The sequence below is a fragment of the Parabacteroides sp. AF18-52 genome, assembly GCF_003479145.1.
Classification (GTDB): domain Bacteria; phylum Bacteroidota; class Bacteroidia; order Bacteroidales; family Tannerellaceae; genus Parabacteroides; species Parabacteroides faecis.
In genome coordinates, this window is record NZ_QUGR01000002.1 from 630,619 (window position 1) to 654,429 (window position 23,811).

Consider the following 23,811-nt stretch of genomic DNA (forward strand, 5'->3'; position numbering starts at 1 on the left):
TCAACTGTCAACTGTCAACTGTCAACTTAAAAACTATGTCATCACTGAAAGAAATAAAAGTTCGCCTTGCGTCGATCCGGAATACGCAGAAGATCACTTCAGCCATGAAGATGGTTTCTTCTGCCAAGCTGCATCATACGCAGACGATTATCGAACATTTGCTCGTATACGAGAACAAGCTGAGCGCCATACTGAGCGGGACCTTGTCTGCCGAGAATGATTTGAATTCACCTTATACAGCAGTGCGTAAGGTGAAACAGGTCGCTATTGTCGCTTTTTCATCCAATACCGGATTATGCGGTGTTTTCAACGCCAACGTATGGAAGGAGCTGTCTGCCCGACTCCACCAATATGAGGCGGACGGTATCGCCGTACACATTTATCCGGTCGGAAAGAAAATTGCGGACGAGCTGCATAAAGCAGGTTACCAAACAGACGACAGCTTCCTGACAATCGGTGACAAACCGGTTTACGAAGATGCGGCACGGCTGGCTACGGCATTGATGGACTTATATACTACCGGGCAAGCAGACCGGGTAGAACTGCTTTACCATCATTTCAAGAATATGGCGGAGCAGGTGCTGACTGAAAAAACGTTCCTGCCGGTCACCTTACCGGAGACAGACCCGGCAAAGGAATCGCTGAATTATATCCTGGAACCGTCGGCAGAGCAACTACTGGCTTTGCTGTTGCCCAAAGTTCTCCACCTGCATATCTACACGACTTTGCTCGACACCGTCACGGCTGAACATGCCGCCCGCATGCTCGCCATGCAGACGGCCAACGACAATGCCAACGACCTGATCCAGGAACTGACATTGCAATACAATAAAACCCGCCAGCAGGCAATCACAAACGAATTGCTGGATATTATGGGCGGGAGTGGTCAATAATCTTCTACTTATAATGATTGAAGCCCCGGCGAATCACTTCGGCGGGGCTTCCGGCTTTAAAATTATTATTGAACAATTTTCTAACAACCAAATCTATTAAATTTAGCAGAAGAATAATATCATTAATTGGGCAGTCAGTACGCGCAGGAACATGGTCAACGGATAAACCGTCGCATATCCGACTGCAGGAGCGTCGTTGCCTGCCGTTGCATTCGCATAAGCCAACGCAGGAGGGTCGGTCGTACTACCGGCCAGCAATCCCATCAGCGTAAAATAATTCAGTTTGAAGAAATACCTGCCGGCAAAACCGATAATCAACAGCGGTAACATCGTTATAATAAAACCGTAACCGATCCAGGCAAATCCCCCTTTATTGACAATCGTATCCACGAATCCGTCTCCGGCACTCAAACCGACACAAGCAAGGAACATGGTTATACCGATCTCCCTCAGCATCAGGTTGGCACTCTGGGTCGTATAAGTAACCAACTTGTAACGATATCCGAAGCGGCTCAATAGAATAGAAACCACCAGCGGACCACCCGCCAGACCTAGTTTGATCGGTTGCGGGATTCCCGGGACAGTGAATGGGATACTACCCAGAATAATACCCAAAGCGATGCCGATAAAAATAGGGATCAGGTTAGGCTCATTCAAACGCTTCATCGAATTACCCAATATCGTACTCACCTTATCGACAGCCAGTTCACTACCGACCACCGTTACGCGGTCGCCCACCTGCAATTGCAGTCCCTGAGTAGCCACCAATTCGACTCCGGCACGGTTTACACGCGTCACATTGATACCGTGCAAACGCCGTAACTGCAAATCACCCAGACGGGAACCGGTCAATTCTGGTTTGGTAACCAGAATACGACGGCTCACAAAAGCACTTTCAGCAGGGATCCACTGTTTACGGTCCATTTCAATTTCGGGACCGACAAATGTTTTTATAGTCTCTGCGTCATGCTCTGTTGTGATCACAAATATCTTATCATCCTCATCCAGAATCGTATTGCCGGTCACGATCTCGACTTTATTGCTCTTCTTCCGCCAGATACGGGATATCACATATTGCCGGTGTTCGAGAAAAGCGCCGAGTTCCATCACCTTCCGTCCGAAAAGTGCGGGATTCTTCACGACAAGCGATATGGGAGTCGCTTCACTGTTATGCACATCGTTCTCCGCTTCCAGTTGTTCTGTCTCTTTCTCAAAACTGATATGAAAAATGTAGCGGACAAACAACATGGAAAGGATAATACCGACAACCCCCAGCGGATAAGCGACAGCATATCCCAGTGCGATCGTTTCATTCGATGTACCCGTCATATCGGTAAAAGCCTGTTGGGCCGCACCCAAACCGGGCGTATTTGTTACCGCTCCCGACAAAATACCGACCATTGTCGGCATGGGAATATCCGTTATGAAATGAATGACCAAGGCCGTTACAACGCCGAGGAAAACAATTCCGCAAGCCAACCCGTTCAATGTCATCCCCCCCTTTTTGAACGAAGAGAAAAAACCGGGACCGACCTGCATACCGACAGAATAAACGAACAGGATCAACCCGAACTCCTTGAAGAAATGGATCACGGCTGGATTAATGGTAAAACCGAAATGTCCCAGTAAGATACCGACAAACAACACCAGGGTTATACCCAATGAGATACCGAATACCTTGATCTTGCCTAACTGGATTCCCACAGCGATCACCAGCGATAACAAAAGAATAGAATGCCCTATTCCCTCTCCCCACAGCAGTTCACTTATCCACTCCATAATTATTTATTTTTCAGATATGCAGATGAAATATCAAAAGCATAAAAATTATCCTTTACATGCTGAACACATGAAGGGCACAGGCAATCCTTATAATAGACCCTGATAAAAACCTGCTGGCATTGATCCAGACCGGTAAATACATGCTGATCCTCCGGCGAAAAGCCGTCACAACCTGATAACTTCGCGCCACAACGCGCACAAAGCTTCTCCATAAATGTTACCTCCTTAAACGATAAATATTCTTTTCGAACTACTTTTCTAACCCACGAGAAAAACAGCCTTTAATGAACGGCAGGTCTTCTGACTGACTCCCATCCTGAAGCCTTCCCGACGCAATAGTTGACAGTTGACAGATAACAGTTGACAGATAAAATACTGACAGAAAAACTGTCAACTGTCAACTCTCCACTGTCAACTGAATCGTCAGTGGCATTAGTTGTTTTCAGAATGTTGAACGGAGCTTCACAGCAGCGGGACTGTCCGGGATTTACACCCGATTCCCTTTTAATCCACATCATCCGACCAGACGATACGGAACCAATTCGACGGCAAAACTACAAAATAAAAAGATATAACAACTATTTAATCATAAGTTTTTTACAATAAAAAAATCCCTGCCAGCCTCACGGTCGACAGGGATTGCCATTCATAAATTCTAACAACAAAATCAAATCGTTATAATGGCATATTGCCATGTTTCTTCGGCGGATTGCTCTGGCTCTTGTTCTTCGCCATCTCCAGCGCCTGTATCAGTTTGAAGCGAGTTTGCCTCGGCATGATAATCTCATCGATAAATCCTTGTTCGGCTGCCCGGTAAGGATTGGAGAATTGCTCGGTATACTCTTTCATTGCCTGTTCTTTTTCTTCGCCGGTTGCTTTCCGGTACAGGATATTCACAGCACCTTCAGCTCCCATCACGGCGATTTCAGCCATCGGATAGGCCAGGTTTATATCGGCTCCGGTCGGTTTGCTCGACATCACGATATAAGCACCGCCATAGGCTTTCCGGGTGATCAGCGTGATCTTGGGAACGGTCGCTTCCGCATAAGCATACACGATCTTGGCGCCGTGGCGGATAATACCGTCATGTTCCTGCTGGCAACCGGGCAAAAATCCCGGAACATCTTCAAATGTGATCAACGGGATGTTGAAGCAATCGCAGAAGCGGATAAAGCGTGCCGCCTTATCGGAAGCATCGATATCCAACACACCCGCCAGAAATGCCGGTTGATTGGCAACGATACCTACCGAACGTCCGCCCAAGCGGGCGAAACCGACTACGATATTCTTTGCAAAATGAGGCATTACCTCGAAGAAATAATGATTATCGACAACCGGTTCTATAATATCTTTGATATCGTAAGGCACATTCGGATCATCCGGGATCACCTGCTGCAAAGCTTCATCTTCACGCCGGACATCGTCGGAACAGGAAATGACCGGTGCATCCTCCATATTATTTGAAGGAAGGAAACTCAACAATTCGCGAATGCTCATCAATGTTTCCTCTTCCGTATCGCACATAAAATGGGTGACACCGCTCTTACTGCTATGCGTATAGGCACCGCCCAGCTCTTCCTTCCCCACTTCCTCATGAGTGACCGCCTTGACTACATCCGGTCCGGTAATGAACATGTGGCTTTTATCCTTTACCATAAAGATAAAATCGGTCAATGCCGGAGAATAACAGGCCCCACCGGCACAAGGTCCCAGAATAGCCGAGATCTGAGGAACGACACCCGAAGCCATCGTATTCTGATAAAAAATAGATGCATATCCGGCCAGGCTGTTCACACCTTCCTGGATACGGGCTCCCCCCGAATCGTTCAGGGCAATGACCGGTGAACCGCTTTTCAGTGCCAGTTGCTGAACTTTCACTATCTTGGCGGCATTCGTCGCGCTCAACGTACCTCCGTAGGCCGTAAAGTCGTAGGCATAGACAAAGACTTGCCGTCCGTCTACTTTACCGTGGCCAGATACGATCCCGTCGCCGGGGATTTTATTCTTATCCATGCCGAAATTCGTACAGCGGTGAACCACAAATTTATCCAATTCGTTGAACGTCCCTTTATCCAGCAACATATCGATCCGTTCGCGGGCTGTCATCCGGCCGGATTCATGCTGCTTTTCGATACGGGTAATACCACCTCCCTGCGAAGCTGTCTTATCCAGTTCTTCAAAGGCCTTATACAACTGTTCCTTTCCCATTTTATTCTTCTTTATCTGTTATTACGTCCAGCGACAGAAGAACCTGGTTGCTTGCTACCGAATCTCCTTCTTTGACCAATACCTCACGTACCGTACAGGCTGAACTTACCTTATAATTACTCTGCATCTTCATCGCCTCTATCACGACGACGATATCTCCGGCTTCCAGACGGTCGCCTTTCTCCACCAGTACCTTCACGACTTTTCCGGGCATAGGAGAAACGATCTTGTTATCCTGCCGTTCTTCGCTGCTCTTACGCATACGCAGATATTTCATCTGTGTATCGACAATATCGACGGCATAAGACAGGAAATGTGTATTCACCGTATAACTTTTGCCCCCTTCTCCCCGGATCAGTTCGGCATTATACGAATTACCGTTGTGCAAAATAGAGCAGGCACCGTTCTCGGCCATCATAATATCGACTTCATAAGGGACACCGTCTATCGTCAACTGCACCTTATTCCCTTCCTTGCTGACCAGCGATACATCCGCCACTCTTTTTCCTATATGTATTTCCATAATGAATAATTTTCTAATATGCTAATGAGCCAATTATTAAATGCGCAAGACGCCTTTCTGAAGACCGAACTCACGCCAGCGGCTGATAGGACGGTTATCCGACGCCAACCCCGACTTGTTTTCCTCCAGGTTGATCAGATAATCGATATAGGCAGCGATCATAGCCACATTCTCGGTTTCCGTACCACTCTCACTTACCGGATGCTGTAATTGTTCCGCATTTTTCGCAATAAAAGAAGTATCATATTTCCCCTGTACAAAATCAGTCGTATCCATGATCCGGCGTAGATAGCTGATATTGGTTTTCAATCCGGTGATCTTGTATTCGTGCAGTACACGCCGCATACGTTCGATTGCATACTGGCGGTTAGTCGCCCATACGATCAGTTTGCCGATCATCGGGTCGTAATAAACCGGTATCTCATATCCTTCGTACACATAACTGTCCACACGGACACCGATGCCGTTCGGTTCCGTCAGTTGCCTGATCACACCGGGAGACGGCATAAATCCGGCTTCGGTATCTTCCGCACAGATACGGCATTCGATAGCATGGCCACGCTGGGCTATCTCTTCCTGACGGATATGGAGCGGCTCATCGTTAGCCACCCGGATCTGTTCTTTTACCAGGTCGACACCCAATACTTCTTCCGTGATAGGATGCTCCACCTGCAGGCGGGTATTCATTTCCAGGAAATAAAAATTCCGATGTTTGTCCACCAGAAACTCGATGGTACCTGCACCGGAATAATTAACGGCCTTTGCCGCAGCAACAGCTTTCTCTCCCATATCTTTCCGCAATTCAGCCGTAATAAACGGTGACGGGCTTTCTTCTACGATCTTCTGGTTACGCCGTTGTACCGAACATTCACGTTCGCAGAGATGGATCACGTTCCCGTGATTATCGCCCAGAATCTGAAATTCGATATGATGAGGCTCTTCCACAAACTTCTCCAGATAAACAGTATCGTCTCCAAAAGAAGAAAGAGATTCCGAACGGGCGGAATTATAGGCTTCCACCACCTCTTCCTCTTTATAAATAAGCCGCATCCCTTTTCCACCGCCGCCCATCGATGCTTTCAGCATCACAGGAAAACCGATCTCCTTACAAACCCGAACTGCCTCTTCCGCACTCTGCAACGGCTGCTGTGTTCCGGGAACTACCGGTACGCCGGCTTCGATCATACGTTTGCGGGCAGAGATCTTATCTCCCATCGCTTCCATCGTTTCAGGAGCCGGACCGATAAAAATAATCCCTTCTTCCTTACATCTCCGGGCAAAAGCGGCATTCTCCGAAAGAAAGCCATAACCGGGGTGAACAGCATCTGCCTTATGAAGTTTGGCTGCCTGAATAATTTTTTCAATATCCAGATAACTCTCTTTGGAGGCCGCAGGGCCTATCAGGCAAGCTTCATCGGCATAAAGCACGTGCCGGGCGGCCCGGTCGGCTTCCGAAAATACAGCCACAGACTGTATTCCCATCTCCCGGCAGGAGCGCATCACACGCACCGCGATCTCACCACGATTTGCGATCAATATTTTCCGTATCATATCAATGCTTTAAATGTTTATAGCGGGGATTCACCTCGCAGGCATAGAAATATTTCTTTATCTCATTCAAACAGGAATTGCATAAGCATCCCGGATAATGCATCTTTACATAAGCAAGCTGGAGCTCATCCAATTTCACAGGTGCACAATGACAGGCAGAGATATCGTCTACCCGGCATACAAAGGAGACCCCACAACGCGGACAATCTTTCTCCATAATCTGATAATTTTTGAAATAAACAATCTTTTCGAACCCGTATCCTAACCCACGAGGACATGAGCCTTTAATGAATGGCAGGTCTTCTGACTGACTCCCATTCTGAAGCCTTCCCGACGGAAAGTTGATAGTTGACATGTGACAGTTGACAGATAAATACGGACAGAAAAACTGTCTACTGTCAACTTTCCACAGTCAACTGAATCGTCAGTGGCATTAGTTGTTTTCAGAATGTTGAACGGAGCTTCACAGCAGCGGGACTGTCCGGGATTTACACCCGATTCCCTTTTAATCTGTATCACCCGACCAGATAATACAGAACCGATTCGGCGGCAAATGTAGAGAAAATATTACACATTTTACTCCAGATTGTGCATATTTTTTATTAGGACACATAAGAGGCTGATAATGCAATGGTTAGAAGAGAGCTCACACTTGACTATCCTTTTTGGAAAACATTTTCGACATAAAAAATATAAAAGTTTTCCACTTTTCTCTATTTCATATCTAATAATCAGAAGATTGACATAATTTAACTCGTTAAAAGTTTTCCAAAAAGAACACCATATACAGTTTAAGCATACCTTTGTTGGAGTAAAAACAACATAAATATATTATCAATTTTATCATGATACAAACAGTTATCAAACGGGATGGACGTATCGTCGGATTTAATGAGGAGAAGATAGTAACAGCGATACGAAAAGCCATGCTGCATACAGAAAATGGGGAGGATTTGCAGCTGATCCGCCAGATTACGGATCATATTTCATTCAAAGGAGAACCGCAAATGACAGTCGAAGCGATACAGGATGCAGTCGAACTGGAACTAATGAACAGTAGCCGTAAGGACGTTGCACAGAAATATATCGCTTACCGTAACCAGCGCAGTGTGGCCCGTAAAGCTAAAACACGCGATATGTTCCTGGAGATTATCAACATTAAATCGAACGATATCACGCGCGAAAATGCCAATATGAATGCAGATACTCCTGCAGGCATGATGATGAAATTCTCCAGTGAAACCACCAAACCGTTCGTCGACGATTACCTGTTGAGTGAAGAGGTAAAAGAGGCCGTTGCAAACAACTACCTGCACATTCATGATAAAGATTATTACCCGACCAAGAGCCTGACATGCGTTCAGCATCCACTGGACCGCATCCTTAAATATGGATTCTCTGCCGGACATGGCGAATCACGCCCGGCAAAACGCATCGAGACAGCCAGCATCCTGGGCTGCATCTCCCTGGAAACAGCTCAGAACGAAATGCACGGCGGACAGGCTATCCCCGCTTTCGACTTCTATCTGGCTCCTTACGTACGTAACAGCTTTATTGAAGAGATCAAGAACCTGGAAGACCTGAACGGCGTGGATTACTCACATCTGTATAATAAAGAACTGGACGACTATGTAACGCGTCCGCTGGATGGCCTGAGCGGTGACAAACGGATCATACAGCATGCTATTAATAAAACTGTCAGCCGTGTCCATCAGTCGATGGAAGCTTTCATTCACAATATGAACACCATTCATTCACGCGGTGGCAACCAGGTGGTGTTCAGCTCTATCAACTACGGCACGGATACTTCAGCCGAAGGGCGTTGCATCATTCGTGAGATATTGAAAAGTACTTATCGTGGTGTCGGCAACGGCGAAACGGCTATCTTCCCGATCCAGATATGGAAAAAGAAACGTGGCGTCAGCTATCTGCCGGAAGACCGCAACTATGACTTGTACGAACTGGCATGCAAAGTGACTGCCCGCCGTTTCTTCCCGAACTTCCTGAACCTGGATGCTACATTCAACCAGCATGAAGACTGGAAAGCGGACGATCCGCAACGCTATATGTATGAGGTAGCAACAATGGGATGCCGTACCCGCGTATTCGAGAATCGCTTCGGACCGAAGACTTCTATCGGACGCGGAAACATTTCTTTCTCGACTATCAACATCGTACGCCTGGCTATCGAATGTATGGATATCGAAGATAAAGAACTCCGCACCGCACGCTTCTTTGCCAAGCTGGACGAAATGCTGGAAATTACTGCACGCCAGTTGCATGAGCGTATGGAATTCCAGAAAACAGCTTATGCCAAACAGTTCCCGTTGCTGATGACTTCACTTTGGCTGGGTAGCGAGAAGTTAAAACCGACAGATACGATCGCTCCGGTTATCAACCAAGGAACACTGGGTATCGGATTCATCGGACTGGCTGAATGTCTGGTTGCCCTAACCGGCAAACATCATGGCGAAGACGCGGCTTCACAGGAGCTAGGTCTGAAAATTATCACTTATATGCGCGACCGCGTAAATCAGTTCTCGGAACAATATCAGCATAATTACAGTGTGCTGGCAACTCCGGCCGAAGGTCTTTCCGGCAAATTCACGGCACGCGACCGCAAGAAATTCGGTATATTGCCCGGCATAACCGACCGTGAGTATTATACCAACTCCAACCACGTTCCGGTATATTACAAATGCAGTGCCCGTCATAAAGCAGAAGTAGAAGCTCCTTACCACGCATTAACAGGTGGCGGTCATATCTTCTATGTCGAAATAGACGGCGATGCAACCCACAACCCGGAAGTGATCATGAAAGTGGTCGACATGATGGACAAATATAATATCGGATACGGCTCAGTAAACCATAACCGTAACCGTTGCCTGGAATGCGGCTATGAAAATGCAGATGCTCACATGGAAGAATGTCCGAAGTGCGGCAGTAAGCATTTGGATAAGTTGCAGCGCATCACCGGTTACCTGGTAGGAACAACCGACCGCTGGAATAATGCCAAATTAGCGGAACTAAATGATCGTATTATACATAACTAAAAAATGATTGAACATTCATTAAACCATGCTTTCGATTATTGACATAATAGAGGATACAACTGTAGACGGTCCGGGATTCCGGACTGCTATCTACGCTGCCGGATGCCCGAACCAATGCCCGGGCTGCCACAATCCGGAATCATGGGATATAAAGAAAGGCAAGCCAACCCCGACGGAAGAGATTTTGGAAAAAGTCCTGGCAGACGACTTCGCCGACGTTACTTTCAGCGGTGGCGATCCGATGTTCCAACCGGAAGGCTTTACCAAGCTGGCACGTGCCATCAAAGAAAAGAGCCGGAAAAATATCTGGTGCTATACGGGTTATCAATTTGAGAGATTATTACAAAACCCCAAACAGGCCGAACTGCTTCAATATATCGACGTATTGGTAGACGGAAAATTCAAACAGTCTCTGCACGACGAAAGTCTTTTGTTCCGTGGCAGCAGCAACCAGAGATTGATCGATGTAAAGAAATCGCTGAAAGAGAAAAAAGTAGTTTTCTATAATTACAATCCGTTTATCATTTAGCGATAGGTTATTCTATTTACAGAAAACAGATTATAACAAAATGATTCAAAATCCATCTTTCTAATATTAATATGTTTTATATTTAATAAAATGAATAACAGCAGTGCTTTCCTAAATAACACTTCCAGGAGATTTTAAGTTACAATAATTAACATATATCTCCGCAAATCATTTCCTAAAACTTATTTTAAAGAAATTGCCACTTCGTTTAAAACGAATTTTTTTTTGTTTTAAATGAAGTGACGATCCATTTAAGACGGAAAAAGCGTTAAAATAAGTTACACAAAAGAGGAGTCGATACCTTTTCAGGCTTGATTTAGATGTTTTTTAGCAGTTTATCACTTCCAGAACACCTAAAAAGCAGGCAAGAGACGAAATAGCACAAACAACAGGAATATCTATTTCAAGAAACAAACAGACACAATAATCCAGTAAATACTCTCTACGCGATATCATATTCTGCAATAACACATTCTCTTTGACAAACTAAAGCCTTCTGAGAATCCTATAAAACTCATCCATCCCATCACCTTTCCGGCACAATCGTTCCACACATCTACTAAAATAACATTTTGACATTCTTGGATCAAATCATCCTGCATGCAAACAATATTTTAGAACGGTTATCCTGTACTTCAAAACAATACCAAAAAGATTTTTTAATAAATAAATAGCATTTATATTCAAAAATACTTTACTACTTTTGCATCGGATTAAGGTGAATCACGAAGCATTCTGCTGGTGATGAGAGGGAATCCGGTGTAAATCCGGAACAATGCCCGTTGCTGTAATCCCGTTCCGGCACTTGCCGGAAATGCTTGCAACTCCATGCCACTGACGATTCAGTTGACAGTGGAAAGTTGACAATTGACAGTTTTTCTGTCCGCATTTTATCTGTCAACTGTCACATGTCAACTATCAACTATACCGTCGGGAAGGCCTTGCAAAGCCGGGAAAGTCAGAAAACCTGCCTGATCAATTTATTGATGCTCTCGGGATAAAGGGCAGAAGATTAACAAGGCAGAATTTCTATACAAAATTCTTCCATTTTATATGCTTACTTATATGAGACTGAAAGGTATTGCTATGTCTTTACTTTCGGTGTGCGTGTTTACACCTGCAACCAGCTTTGCAGAGAGTCAGACTGTCAATACACCGGAAAAAGAACAGGTACAAACCGGAATTTGTGTATTAACCGGTAGAATTATCGATTCCGAAACAGGAGAAGGTATACCTATGGCTACGATTAATGTTCCGGGAACATTAATCGGTACTGCCTGCGACGCAGGCGGCCGTTTCCGCATAGAACTGATCGAAGGTAAAAGTTACAACCTGCTGGTCCGTTCGACCGGCTACATGGAACAAACCATCAAGTTCAATGCCAACGGAGCGCAAAAAGAAATGGATATCCAGATGAATGCCGGGATATTCGATCTGAATGAAGTGGTTGTAACCGGAACACGAACAGAGAAAACGATCTCTAACACACCAGTCCTTACCCGACTAATTCCTGCCGCACAATTGCAACGCAACGACTTTGAGAACATCATGGATGCGTTGGAGTTTACTATCCCTGGTTTACAATTCAATAGCGATCCGAGAGGAGATAATATTCGTATTCAAGGACTTGAAAACAAATATGTTCTGATCCTTGTTGACGGAGAACGTCTATCTAATACACCCGGAGGTCCTATAGACTTTGAACGTCTTAGTACCTCCAATATCAAACAAATAGAAATAATAAAGGGAGCTGCTTCTGCTTTATACGGTTCAAGCGCAATCGGTATGATTGTTAATATCATAACGAAAACACCAGAACGCCTAGCAGAAGGTTGGGTTAAAGCCCGTTACTCTCGCTTCAATGAACTATTGCTTGATGGTAGCTTTGGTACTGCATATAAAGACTTCACATCACAAACTCTGTTCAACAGAAACTCTACTGATGGGTACGATCTGACACCTGAAACACCAGAAGCCTTCACAAAACAACCATCGTCAAACATGACATTTGAAGAAAAATTAGGATGGACACATAAACAAACAAAAATAAATGCGTCTGGAACTTTTTATCTGAATGATGTTAAAAATCCTCCGTTAAGTACTAAAAATACACATTATAAAAGTCTTAATAAAACATTCCGAGCCTCACTGGAACAAGAATTAGGAGAATATAATCAATTAAAACTTGTATATTATGGGGACTTTTATACCCGTAAAACAGTATATGAAAAATTAGACTCCATATCTAAAAATGCATCATCTAATGTACAAACACTACGTTTGACAGATATATATACTCCACTTAACAACCTTCAAATGGTATTTGGAGGGGAATTTAACTGGAATAAAGACTATAATGATATGCAATACGGGACAGAAATAAAAACCCGTAAAGTACATGACATAAACGGATTCGTACAAGCAGACTGGCAAGTTCTACCTCTATTGAATGTTATAGGAGGTTTCCGTTATACCCACCATTCTGCTTTTGGAGATGCTTATACTCCTAAAGTAAATCTAATGTTCAATCCTGGAAACTGGAAATTCCGTGGAGGTTATAGTAAAGGGTTTAAAGCTCCTGACGCAACGGAACTTTATTCTGATTTTATGATGGGTAGCGTATCACACAATATAGGTAATCCTGATCTAAAAGCAGAAAAGTCCAATTACTTCTCATTTTCAGCCGAATATACACATTCCAATCTAAATATTAGCGCTGAAATATATCAAAATAGCATTAAAAACAAGATACAATCAGCCTACGTCAATATTACAGATGAAAATGGCATAACTTCCACCGAATTACGCTATAGCAATGTTGATGATGCCCGTATACGTGGTGCAGAAGTCACAGTAGACTATTACCCCATCCGGCAAATTTACCTGCATGGTAGTTATGCTTATACTGATGCCAAAGATATGAATACTGAATTACAACTTAAAGGCAATACACGTCACGCCATTAGCTGCAACGCTTCTTATCGTTTCAACGTTTGCAAAAAAGAGGCTTCTGTATCTGTTGCCGGCCATTGGTGTTCAAAGAAAATAAACGATAAGGAAGAAGTCACAAAAGATGAACAAACCGGAGAAATCATCCAAACCATCACGACTGATCCTCAACCGGCATATAGTCTCTGGAAACTAACAGCACAATACACTCCTTGGAAACTGAACCATATGGCGTTAGTAACAACTGCGGGTGTACAGAATATGTTCAACTATAAAGATCCGGCTCATTATACAACCTACGATCCGGGAATTCGTGTGTTTGGCTCTATCTTATTTAAATTCTGATTTTCAAGTAATACGTTTAATCAACAAATTAATTTTTTATTATGACAACAAAAAGTTTTTTCCAATCGGGTTCTTACCTAAAGCAGGGGGCGTTGGCCGTAGCTATTATCCTGTCTTCTATCAGTTTTACAGCTTGTAGCGATGATGATAATAAAGACAAACCAGAGCCGGAAGCAAAAGCTAAAGAAGTAAAATTTGAAGCCCAAAGTTTTACAGAATGGACTTATTTTTCTTTTGAAAAAGGTGAAATCATAAAAGTAGACCAAGAAAACTATGCTACCGATTCAAGTTGGGATATAGCATTTTTACGCTATAACATCCGGACAAATGGAGGAGAATCGGGCAAAGGACAAGGTGCTGCACTTGATACAAAGGAAACTGACTTTAGCAAAGTCACATCTATACCAACTACAGGATTTATTACTGATAGTAAAATGAAAGTAATGGCTTCTGGTGGTATGCCTCCTACATATTACGAAACAACAGGAAATGATGCGTTTAAAGTTGGAGAAAATACAGGATGGGCATTCTATAACTATATGACTAGCACATGGAGTTACAACAAAAACGTTTTTATTATTCGCACAGCAGACGGCCAATATGCTAAATTGATCATGAAAACATTTATGAATGATGAAGACAAATCAGGTCACATTACTTTCGAATACGTATATCCGTTTAAATAACAATTAGTTAATCAATGCGAAGGAAGGGAGATACATCAGACACACATTCACTCTTTCCAGTCTCCCTTCCCTTTGCTTATTCTTTTATAATATGTCTGTTATTCAATTCCTCCGTCAACACAAATCCGCGGGATGGAAAGCCGGGCTGGCACTTTTGCTGGTACTCGGCTTGTATGCTTTTTATAGCCTGCTGTTATCCCCCACTAAAATTGCATTGGTAAACTTCCCGTCTTACCAGGTTTCCAACATTGCAATGGCAAGCGACAGCCGCTTGATAAAAGTGAAAGAGGTCAAGGCTGAAGATGCGTCGTCGCTCAAAGGCTACGATGCGATCCTGCTGTTCGGTCCGGGTTTGCGACTGACGGAAGAACAGACGGAAAATATCGATGCTGCCGGGAAAAAAGGAACCGCTGTATATACCTTTGTCTTTTCATCCGGCTCCATCAGCAATCACAATGTCGACAGCCTGCAACAGGAACAACTCGATATTTATTATAATAACCGGAGCCGTATGAACTACCGGAATATGTTGCATTATATCCGTAGCACCTTCGACAGCCGGAAACTATTCCAAACAAAAGCCGACGAACCGATACTGATCCCATCCGACATTTTCTTCCATCTGGAAGACGGCGTATTTTACCGGACTGCCGACGAACTGACCAACCACCTGCGTGAAAAGAAAATATACAAGGAAGATGCCCCTCGCATTGCCTTTGTTTCAGGTATGACCTCTCCCTTGGAAGGCAACCGAAGCTATATCGACAGTCTGATCACCCGCCTGACAGATGCCGGTTTCAATGTGTACCCGATCGCATCAGCCGCCAAACGGCAGCAATTGATGGAAAGTGTTCATCCGGATGCCGTCATTTATCTGCCGATGGGACGATTGGGAGGCGATAAAACCGTTCAATGGCTGACAGAAAACAATATTCCGCTTTTCTGTCCGCTCTCTATCATGCTAAGCCGCGATGAATGGCTGAGCGATGATAAGAACAAAGGGGTAACCGGCGGTTACCTGACAGCCCGTATCGTACTCCCGGAAATAGACGGAGGTATCGATCCGCTGGTAATCTCCACGCAGAACCAGCACGAGAACGGCTATTTTATGTTCGATGCGGAAAGTGAACGCCTGGACAATTTCACCCAAAACGTAAAGAACTATCTGCAACTGCGCAAGAAACCGAACAAAGATAAACGGGTGGCTATCTGCTACTTCAAAGCGGCTGGCCAGGCATCGCTCGTCGCAGCCGGACTGGAAGTGGCCCCTTCCCTTTATGAACTGCTGAAACGACTGAAACAGGAAGGATATACGGTAAACGGACTGCCCGATACTTTTGAAGGTTTCAGCCAACTATTGAAGAAACAGGGGGCTGTACTCGGAGCCTATGCCAAAGGGGCACAGGATGATTTCATGAAAAACGGTAATCCGCTATGGGTAAGCAAAAGCACTTATGAAAAATGGGCCGCCCATACGCTCGTCCCGGAAAAATACAAGGAAGTAGTCGACAAATACGGGGAAGCCCCGGGAGACTATCTGAGTGCAACGCATGACGGAGAAGAATCACTGGCCATTGCCCGCCTGCAATTCGGAAATGTAGTCCTGTTCCCTCAACCGCATGCCGCTGAAGGTAACGATGAGTTCCATATCGTACACGGAGCCAGCGTTGCCCCGCCACATGCCTATCTCGCCCCTTATCTATGGGTTCAGAATGAATTCAAGGCCGACGCCCTCATCCATTTCGGCACGCACGGCAGCCTGGAATTCACCCCGGGTAAACAAGCCGGGTTATCCAACAGGGATTGGCCGGATTGCCTGATAGGCAGCCTCCCCCATTTCTATTATTACAGTATTGCCAATGTGGGCGAAGCGATCATCGCTAAACGCCGTACGCATGCCGCCATGTTATCCCACTTAACACCTCCTTTCATGGAAAGCCGCACACGGGATCGTTTCTCCGGCTTGTTCAAAGATATCGATGATTGGTACCAGGCCCCTGAAAACAAACAACCGGAAATAGGATTACGGATAAAAGCTGCCGTTCTGAAACTCGGACTGCAAAGGGACCTGCAACTTGATAGCATAGCAGGTAAACCTTATACAGCGGAAGAGATCGAGCGAATCGAAAACTTCGCAGAAGAAATCTCCAACGAAAAAATGACCGGACGCCTTTATACGCTCGGACAGCCATACGGCAAGGAAGATATCGAATCGACAGTCATCGCCATGTCGGCCGATCCGCTCGCATACAGCCTTGCACGTTTAGACGCATTGAATAATAAAATCACCCGGAAACAATTGGAGAACAATACTTATATCTCCCGTCATTATCTGGCTCCGGTCAAGGCCAGATTAAAACAACTGCTTGCCTCCCGCGAACAAAACCCGGACCGGCTGATGCTGGAGTTTGCGGGTCTGAGCCGTGCCGACCTGATGAAAGCACGCGCCACGGATATGGCAGTCAATCCCCGCCAGCTATCCATGAGCGAAATGATGGCAATGGCGGCAGGAGAAGATAACGGTAGTTCTGGAAAAGATAATTCCGATGATAACGGAGGGATGAAAATGCCTGCCGGAATGCCGAAAGTAGGTAAAATGCCGGATTGGGTAAAGAAACGGATCGAAGCACGCAAGAAAGCAAAAAAAGAGGGAAAACAGGCAGTCTTGCCGGAAGTACCCCAAGAGGAAAAAGACTTTTCTTTTGCCGTATTGGAAATTGAACGTACATTGAAAAATGTAATCAACTACAAACAATTGCTCGAAGCGTCTCCCGAATCGGAACTACAGAGCATACTGCATGCACTGGACGGCGGATATATTGCTCCCAGTCCCGGCGGCGATGTAATTCTTTCCCCCAATACGCTGCCAACCGGACGGAATATGTTTTCCATCAATGCCGAAGCGACGCCGAGCACACGTGCCTGGGATAATGGCAAGCTATTGGCAGAAACGACACTGAAAACTTATTTCAAGAAACATGAGGACTGGCCGCGTAAGGTCAGCTATACTTTCTGGGCCGGTGAATTTATAGAAACCGAGGGCGCGACTTTCGCCCAAGCCCTTTACATGCTCGGAGTCGAGCCGGTACGTGACGGCATGGGCCGTGTCACCGACATCCGGTTGATCCCATCCGAAGAGTTAAAGCGCCCGCGTATCGACATCGTTGTACAGACATCCGGACAACTCCGCGACCTCGCCGCCTCCCGCCTGGCCATGTTGAGCAAAGCGGTTGGTATGGCCGCCGGATCGGAAGGCGACTCATACGGAAATTATGTGGCGGAAGGTGCCGTCGAATCGGAAAAACTGCTGGTAGAAAAAGGAATATCACCCAGAGAAGCACGAGAACTCTCCACCATGCGTATCTTCGGGGCTGTGAACGGCGGCTACGGTACCGGCATCACCGGTCTGGTAGAAAAAGGGGATGCCTGGGAAGAAGAATCACAGATTGCAGACACATATCTGAATAATATGGGAGCTATCTACGGTGACCCGGATAAATGGGGAGCAGTAGTAAAAGACCTGTTCGAAGTCGCCCTGCAACATACCGATATCGTAATGCAGCCCCGCCAAAGTAATACATGGGGAGCACTTAGCCTCGATCACATGTATGAATTTATGGGTGGTTTAAACCTATCCGTCCGAAATGTCACCGGAAAAGATCCGGAAGCTTACCTGTCCGACTATCGTAACCGCCATAACGTGCGCATGCAAAACCTGCGGGAAGCGATCGGAGTAGAAAGCCGTACCACCCTGCTCAATCCGGAATATATCAAGGAAAAGATGAAGGGGGGAGAAACGACTGCCGAGAATTTTTCAAAAACATTCCGTAATACGTACGGGTGGAATGTAATGAAACCTTCTACCATCGACCATGAACTTTGGGACGATCTGTATAAAATGTACATACTCGACGAACAACAATTGGGCATTCATAAGTTCTTTAAGAACGCAAGCCCGGCCGCTCTGCAGGAGATGACTGCCGTCATGCTGGAAACAGCTCGTAAAGGCTACTGGAAGGCTACGGACGAACAGTTACAGCAGATAGCCGAGTTGCATACAAGCCTGGTGAAAGAGTTCAAACCGGCCTGCACCGGATTCGTTTGCGACAATGACAAGTTAAAAGAATTTATCGCTTCCCGGATTCCTGACCAACAGGCACGCGAGTACCGGCAGAATATCACAGAAATAAAAGAAGCACTGGTGGAAACGGGACAGCAGGTGGTATTGAAAAAGGATCAGTTGAATCAGGTTCCGCAAAAAGAAAGCCAGACGTTGGATGGAATATTGATCGGTGTTTCTGTCGTTACACTGTTCTTCCTGCTGGTATTTGTCCTGAAACGGAGAAAAAAATAAAAAATGGAGTATGTAGTAGGCATATTACTCGGATTCATCGCTCTCAATTTTCTGTTGAAGATCGGGTTTTATGAATCTTTCTACGGTATACTGGCGGCTGGTGTGGCATGCAGTCTCTTTATCCTGGCAATCTGGCCCTGGGCTACGGAACAGTCGAAAACGCAGATTGCGGATTTCCTTGCTTCGCCGGCACGTATGCAGGATGCTGCCGTCATGATCACAATTGAATCGACGGTCATGATCGCTTTTTGCTTCGATTGTTTTGCTGGTTTCCGGCGGCATGATACTTTCTTCAAACGCAACCTGACACGGATACTGAAATACTATCCGGGATTACTGATCATGTTGGTACTGGCCTATACACTTACGCAAACGATCTTTGCTTTCCCTGGGATAAGTTTCCACAGAATGGCATGGAGCTTTGCGGCAATCAGCGGCATCGGAGTGGTTGGTGCCGGATGGTTCCTCAAAAAGTACCTGGGGGATCGCAGTCTCCGCCTGGAACTGTTGTTCGTCACAAACCTGTTCATTATTCTGACGGGGATCATTGCCACGGAGAACGGGAAAACAAGTTATGAGAGTGTCTCCAACGTCAACATATATGCTACCCTCGTCACACTGGGTATATTTGTAACAGGGGCACTGATCGGATTTATATGGAAAATGATAAAAAAAACACGGATATGACATCTATTTCAAATGCTTTATTCTGGATATCCAACGGACTGCTGATACCGGTAGTCGTACTGTTATTACTTTTCTTCCTGCGAGCCATCCTGATGGCGGGCGGTTTCTTCGGGGAGTTCTGGCAAAAGACGCGCCTGCAGCAACAGATAAACGATATGCTCGAGGAAATGACACCTGCCAATGCAGATGAACTTTACAAAAAACTGCCTGAAAATAAAAACATTCCTTTATTACGCTGCATGCAGAAGCTATACAGCCACAAAGAGAATACTGCTTATTGCGAACGATTGCTGGCTAATTATGAAGTGGAAGCAGAAAAGGAATTGGGACGCTCGCGCAATTTTATTAAACTGGGACCGATGCTGGGTCTGATGGGGACATTGATCCCGATGGGGCCGGCACTGGTAGGTCTTTCAACGGGTGATATTGCTTCAATGGCGTATAATATGCAGGTAGCATTCGCCACGACGGTAGTGGGTATGGTAATCGCCGCAATAGGGGTCGTCACTTTGCAAGTCAAGCAACGTTGGTATGCACGCGACATCAATGATTTGGAATATATCTATAAAAACCTGCACCATGGGACAGCGAAATAAGTTGCTTCATTCAGACGGGGATTCTGACCCGATGGGAGTGGTTGCCAATCTGTTTGATGTGGCAATGGTTTTCGCTGTCGCATTGATGGTGGCACTTGTAACTCGCTTCAATATGACCGAACTTTTCTCTAAGGAAGACTTTTCACTGGTAAAGAATCCCGGGAAGGAAAATATGGAGATCATCACAAAAAAAGGAGAAACAATCCAGCGATATACACCTTCCGAAAACCAGGAATCGGAAGGGAAGAAAGGACGTAAAGTCGGGATTGCCTACGAGTTGGAAAACGGGGAGATCATCTACGTCCCGGAGTAAGAATAGTTATTTCTCCTCGGTATACTGCCGTTTAAAAGCAACCGGTGAAACTCCTCTGTGCTTTTTAAAGAATTTCCCAAAGGATGATTGATCGGAAAAATTCAGCATGTCGGCGATCTGTTGAATGGATAAATCCGGATTCCGCAGAAGAATCTCGGCTTCGCGCATCAACGCTTCACTGATCCATTGGTTGACAGTTCTTCCACTGAAACTTTTCATTATACGCGACAGGTACTCGGGGGTAATGCACAATTCGCCCGCATAGAAAGAAACGGAATGTTCTGTCCGGCAATGTTTGTTCAGTAACTGGATAAACAGGAAAAGCAATACATCTTTTGCCGGCGGATTCGGATTCACTTTATGACGGTTTGCCTGATAGACAATGTTGTTCATCTCCAATAAAAAGCCGCGTAGTTCGTTCAGGATAATATCGCGTTGCCACGCATGTTCCGTACGGTCGATATTCCGCTCGATACGGCAGAGGCAATTTTCCAGCAAAAGCCCTTCCTCTTCGTCCAGATGTTGGATAGGACGAGTATGCAGGGAAGCGATATAAGCAGCAGGCATACGTCGGCTGTTCAACATAATCTCGGAAAACAGATTGCGTTCGATGATCAGATGGTAGCCCTTGAAATCGGAAGAAAAACGAAAATTCTTTACCGAGTGCATATCCATTATATTCAACAATAGATTATCAGATAAATGATAGGTAAAATCATCTATAGTAATCTCTATGTCTCCTTGCCGAACCAGAAAGATGGAAAAGGCATCCAGGCGAATAGAAACATCTTCTTTGAATCCTGGATTCCTGTGATTGTTACCATCCATTCTCACAATAACCAATTTATCCTGATAGGACTTCAGATTCATTTTAAAACGAAGCAAGTCCGCAATACTTAGCCGCAAAAAGGATTCTTCCATATCTATTTTATAAGGATGCAAAGATAGAAAATATATCCGAAAGCGACTCCGGGTTGGTTTTATACAACCATTTTGCGGGCGTGCGCAAAATGGTCCGACCGAAACTATAAAAGATCATTTTGCGGACGTCCGCAAAATGATCGCACAGCATATTAATCAACTAATAAGAAATAATTATATAGAAATGCATGCTTTGTTCAATATCTATTTTTATATTTGTAACAATTTAATAAAAACGGAGACTATGAAAACAGAAGAAATTAAAGAGTTATTTACTCAATTTGAGAGTATTGTTTGTGATTACAATGGAGTAGAGTGTTGGAGTGCTAGAGAATTATATCCCTTATTAGGCTATGTACAATGGCGTAATTTCCTGACTATCATAGAAAAAGCGAAAACAGCATGTAAAAATGCCGGTGAGAAAATTACCGATCATTTTGCTGACGTCAGCAAAATGATCGAGCTTGCCAAAGGTGCTGAAAGAGAGGTAGATAACATCCTCCTAACACGTTATGCATGCTACTTAATTGCACAAAATGGTGATCCCCGTAAGCCAGAAATAGCTTTTGCACAAAACTACTTCGCCGTACAAACAAGACGAGCAGAGCTTGTAGAACAACGTTTTTTAGATTACGAACGCGTAACTGCACGCACTAAACTAGCCGAAACAGAAAAGCTACTTTCCGGCGTTTTATATGAGCGAGGCATAGACAGCAAAGGCTTTGCTACCATACGTTCCAAAGGGGATAAAGCATTGTTTCGTATCGATACCAAACTACTCAAGCGCAAATTAGGAGTACCCGACAGCCGCCCTTTGGCTGATTTTCTACCGACAATCAATATAAAAGCCAAGGATTTTGCCGCAGAAATGACCTCCGTCAATGTGCAGCAGAACAATTTATACGGACAAACCTCCATCGAAAACGAGCATGTGGATAACAACCTGGCCGTAAGAGATATGTTGGTTAGCAGAGGCATATTTCCCGAACAATTTCCTGCTGGAGAAGATATAAAAAAGGTAGAGAAACGACTGAAAAAAGATGCTAAAAAGCTGAACGATCCCAAGAAGAAAAGGTAGTAGGCAGCTTCCCCGCTGCTGTTCAAATTTGGAACAAATATATTCATTTTTCGACCATCGTTGTTTTGTTAAAAAGTCGGACATTTGCACCGGTTATTAGTTAAGGCAGTAAATATCAAAGAGTAGCAAACTATTCTCATTCGAATATCACCCTATTGATGTTTTGATTTTGGAAGAATCCGCTGCCGGGATTTTAAATAAACAATTACGAAAAAATGAAGAAAAATTTATTTGCCAGATGCCTGAGCGGCATCGGGGTAGGGCTTCTTTGCCTTATAGCCAGCTCTTGTAAGGAACAACCGGCTATGCAGGTGAACAATGAGTACAAAGTACTGAAAGTGTCCACAACCGACAAAACCCTGAGCAGTCTTTATTCCGCCACGATACGCGGACGACAGGATATCGACATCTATCCTCAGGTCTCAGGATTTATCACACAGTTATGTGTGGAAGAAGGACAAGCTGTCAGAAAAGGACAGTTGTTGTTCATCATCGACCAGGTCCCTTATCAGGCAGCCCTGCAAACAGCAATTGCCAATGTGGAAGCTGCACAAGCTGCACTGAACACGGCAAAGCTGACGTTCGACAGCAAAAAAGAACTGCATGCACAAAATGTAGTATCGGCTTTCGACCTGCAAACCGCAGAAAACTCGTGGTTAAGTGCCAAAGCACAGTTATCGCAGATGAAAGCACAGGAACTGAGTGCCCGCAACAACCTTTCATACACAGAGGTAAAAAGTCCGTCCAACGGAGTTGTCGGAACACTACCCTACCGTGTCGGAGCGTTGGTCAGCGCCAATTCGCCTAAACCGTTGACAACTGTTTCAGATAATTCGAACATGTATGTCTACTTTTCCCTGACGGAAAATCAACTGTTGGCCCTCACCCGCCAATACGGTTCCAAACAGAAGGCTTTGGAGATGATGCCGGAAGTAGAATTGCAACTGAATGATAAATCCGTTTATCCGGCAAAAGGGAAAGTCGAAACGATCAGTGGAGTTATCGATCGCAATACCGGAACAGTCAGCCTGCGTGCCGTATTCCCGAACGAAGAAGAGATCCTTTACAGCGGCAGTTCCGGAAACATTATCCTGTCGACAGAGAAATCGGGCAGTATCGTGATCCCGCAAACAGCCACATTCGAAATACAGGATAAAGTATACGTTTATAAAGTCATAGAAGGCAAAGCTACATCGGCTCAGGTCAATATCACCCGTGTGAACGGAGGCCAGGAATATATCGTGAACGAAGGTCTGAAAGCCGGTGACGTGATCGTTGCCGAAGGTGTAGGTTTACTGCGCGAAGGAACTCCGATCCAGGTTAAACAATAATAGGAAGAACGG

Annotated in this window: 18 protein-coding genes and 3 riboswitches; of the genes, 11 read left to right on the plus strand and 7 right to left on the minus strand. The window is 45.0% G+C overall.

Annotated features, from left to right (window positions below; all coding sequences use genetic code 11):
- Positions 1–35: 35 nt before the first annotated feature.
- Positions 36–893 carry a F0F1 ATP synthase subunit gamma gene (locus DWX23_RS06065; protein ID WP_122373802.1) on the plus strand — a complete coding sequence of 286 codons (858 nt, stop codon included), beginning with the start codon at positions 36–38 and terminating at the stop codon, positions 891–893.
- Positions 894–995: 102 nt separating this feature from the next.
- On the opposite strand, the gene DWX23_RS06070 is transcribed toward DWX23_RS06065, so the two are convergent.
- The 6 genes from DWX23_RS06070 to DWX23_RS06095 form a co-directional block, all read right to left on the minus strand.
- Positions 996–2,672: a putative transporter gene (locus DWX23_RS06070; protein ID WP_122373803.1), complete on the minus strand. Its 1,677-nt coding sequence runs from the start codon at positions 2,670–2,672 to the stop codon at positions 996–998.
- A 2-nt stretch (positions 2,673–2,674) separates the two neighbouring features.
- Positions 2,675–2,887, minus strand: a complete 213-nt coding sequence (locus DWX23_RS06075) for a hypothetical protein (protein WP_122363683.1) — start codon at positions 2,885–2,887, stop codon at positions 2,675–2,677.
- Between the two features lie 60 nt (positions 2,888–2,947).
- Positions 2,948–3,232: riboswitch (cobalamin riboswitch) on the minus strand.
- A 118-nt stretch (positions 3,233–3,350) separates the two neighbouring features.
- The gene (locus tag DWX23_RS06080) at positions 3,351–4,883 is read right to left on the minus strand and encodes an acyl-CoA carboxylase subunit beta (RefSeq protein WP_122373804.1); all 1,533 of its coding nucleotides are present in this window, start codon (positions 4,881–4,883) and stop codon (positions 3,351–3,353) included.
- 1 nt (position 4,884) lies between these two features.
- Entirely contained in the window at positions 4,885–5,406 is a 522-nt protein-coding gene (locus tag DWX23_RS06085; RefSeq protein ID WP_122363681.1) for a biotin/lipoyl-containing protein, read from the minus strand.
- A 36-nt stretch (positions 5,407–5,442) separates the two neighbouring features.
- Positions 5,443–6,957 carry an acetyl-CoA carboxylase biotin carboxylase subunit gene (accC, locus tag DWX23_RS06090; protein WP_122373805.1) on the minus strand — a complete coding sequence of 505 codons (1,515 nt, stop codon included), beginning with the start codon at positions 6,955–6,957 and terminating at the stop codon, positions 5,443–5,445.
- 1 nt (position 6,958) lies between these two features.
- Entirely contained in the window at positions 6,959–7,174 is a 216-nt protein-coding gene (locus tag DWX23_RS06095; RefSeq protein ID WP_122354320.1) for a cysteine-rich CWC family protein, read from the minus strand.
- A gap of 58 nt (positions 7,175–7,232) precedes the next feature.
- Positions 7,233–7,515: riboswitch (cobalamin riboswitch) on the minus strand.
- 287 nt (positions 7,516–7,802) lie between these two features.
- Here DWX23_RS06095 and DWX23_RS06100 point away from each other — a divergent pair.
- From DWX23_RS06100 to DWX23_RS06135, 8 genes are all read left to right on the plus strand, one after another.
- On the plus strand, positions 7,803–10,010 hold the full coding sequence (locus tag DWX23_RS06100) for an anaerobic ribonucleoside triphosphate reductase (RefSeq protein WP_122373806.1): 2,208 nt from the start codon (positions 7,803–7,805) through the stop codon (positions 10,008–10,010).
- A gap of 25 nt (positions 10,011–10,035) precedes the next feature.
- Positions 10,036–10,539 carry an anaerobic ribonucleoside-triphosphate reductase activating protein gene (gene nrdG / locus DWX23_RS06105; RefSeq protein ID WP_122354322.1) on the plus strand — a complete coding sequence of 168 codons (504 nt, stop codon included), beginning with the start codon at positions 10,036–10,038 and terminating at the stop codon, positions 10,537–10,539.
- 699 nt (positions 10,540–11,238) lie between these two features.
- Positions 11,239–11,529, plus strand: a riboswitch (cobalamin riboswitch).
- Positions 11,530–11,604: 75 nt separating this feature from the next.
- Complete coding sequence (locus tag DWX23_RS06110) at positions 11,605–13,833, plus strand: TonB-dependent receptor (protein ID WP_158607052.1); 2,229 nt, start codon at positions 11,605–11,607, stop codon at positions 13,831–13,833.
- A 41-nt stretch (positions 13,834–13,874) separates the two neighbouring features.
- Complete coding sequence (locus tag DWX23_RS06115) at positions 13,875–14,519, plus strand: HmuY family protein (protein WP_122373808.1); 645 nt, start codon at positions 13,875–13,877, stop codon at positions 14,517–14,519.
- Positions 14,520–14,610: 91 nt separating this feature from the next.
- Positions 14,611–18,873 (plus strand): cobaltochelatase subunit CobN, encoded by a 4,263-nt coding sequence (locus DWX23_RS06120; protein WP_122373809.1) that lies wholly within the window; start codon positions 14,611–14,613, stop codon positions 18,871–18,873.
- A gap of 3 nt (positions 18,874–18,876) precedes the next feature.
- Positions 18,877–19,560 carry a hypothetical protein gene (locus DWX23_RS06125; RefSeq protein WP_183668314.1) on the plus strand — a complete coding sequence of 228 codons (684 nt, stop codon included), beginning with the start codon at positions 18,877–18,879 and terminating at the stop codon, positions 19,558–19,560.
- Positions 19,557–20,156, plus strand: a complete 600-nt coding sequence (locus tag DWX23_RS06130) for a MotA/TolQ/ExbB proton channel family protein (protein ID WP_122373939.1) — start codon at positions 19,557–19,559, stop codon at positions 20,154–20,156. The genes DWX23_RS06125 and DWX23_RS06130 overlap by 4 nt, the downstream gene beginning before the upstream one ends.
- A complete protein-coding gene (locus DWX23_RS06135) occupies positions 20,140–20,469 on the plus strand; it encodes a DUF2149 domain-containing protein (RefSeq protein WP_122354327.1) in 330 nt (109 codons plus the stop codon). The genes DWX23_RS06130 and DWX23_RS06135 overlap by 17 nt, the downstream gene beginning before the upstream one ends.
- 6 nt (positions 20,470–20,475) lie before the next feature.
- Here DWX23_RS06135 and DWX23_RS06140 read toward each other — a convergent pair whose 3' ends face one another.
- Positions 20,476–21,390 carry an AraC family transcriptional regulator gene (locus tag DWX23_RS06140; RefSeq protein ID WP_233587512.1) on the minus strand — a complete coding sequence of 305 codons (915 nt, stop codon included), beginning with the start codon at positions 21,388–21,390 and terminating at the stop codon, positions 20,476–20,478.
- A 244-nt stretch (positions 21,391–21,634) separates the two neighbouring features.
- Between DWX23_RS06140 and dinD the strand changes: the two genes are divergently transcribed.
- Both dinD and DWX23_RS06150 read left to right on the plus strand, forming a co-directional pair.
- Positions 21,635–22,468: a DNA damage-inducible protein D gene (gene dinD, locus DWX23_RS06145; protein ID WP_122373940.1), complete on the plus strand. Its 834-nt coding sequence runs from the start codon at positions 21,635–21,637 to the stop codon at positions 22,466–22,468.
- Positions 22,469–22,683: 215 nt separating this feature from the next.
- Complete coding sequence (locus DWX23_RS06150; protein WP_122373810.1) at positions 22,684–23,799, plus strand: efflux RND transporter periplasmic adaptor subunit; 1,116 nt, start codon at positions 22,684–22,686, stop codon at positions 23,797–23,799.
- The last annotated feature ends 12 nt before the right edge of the window (positions 23,800–23,811 follow it).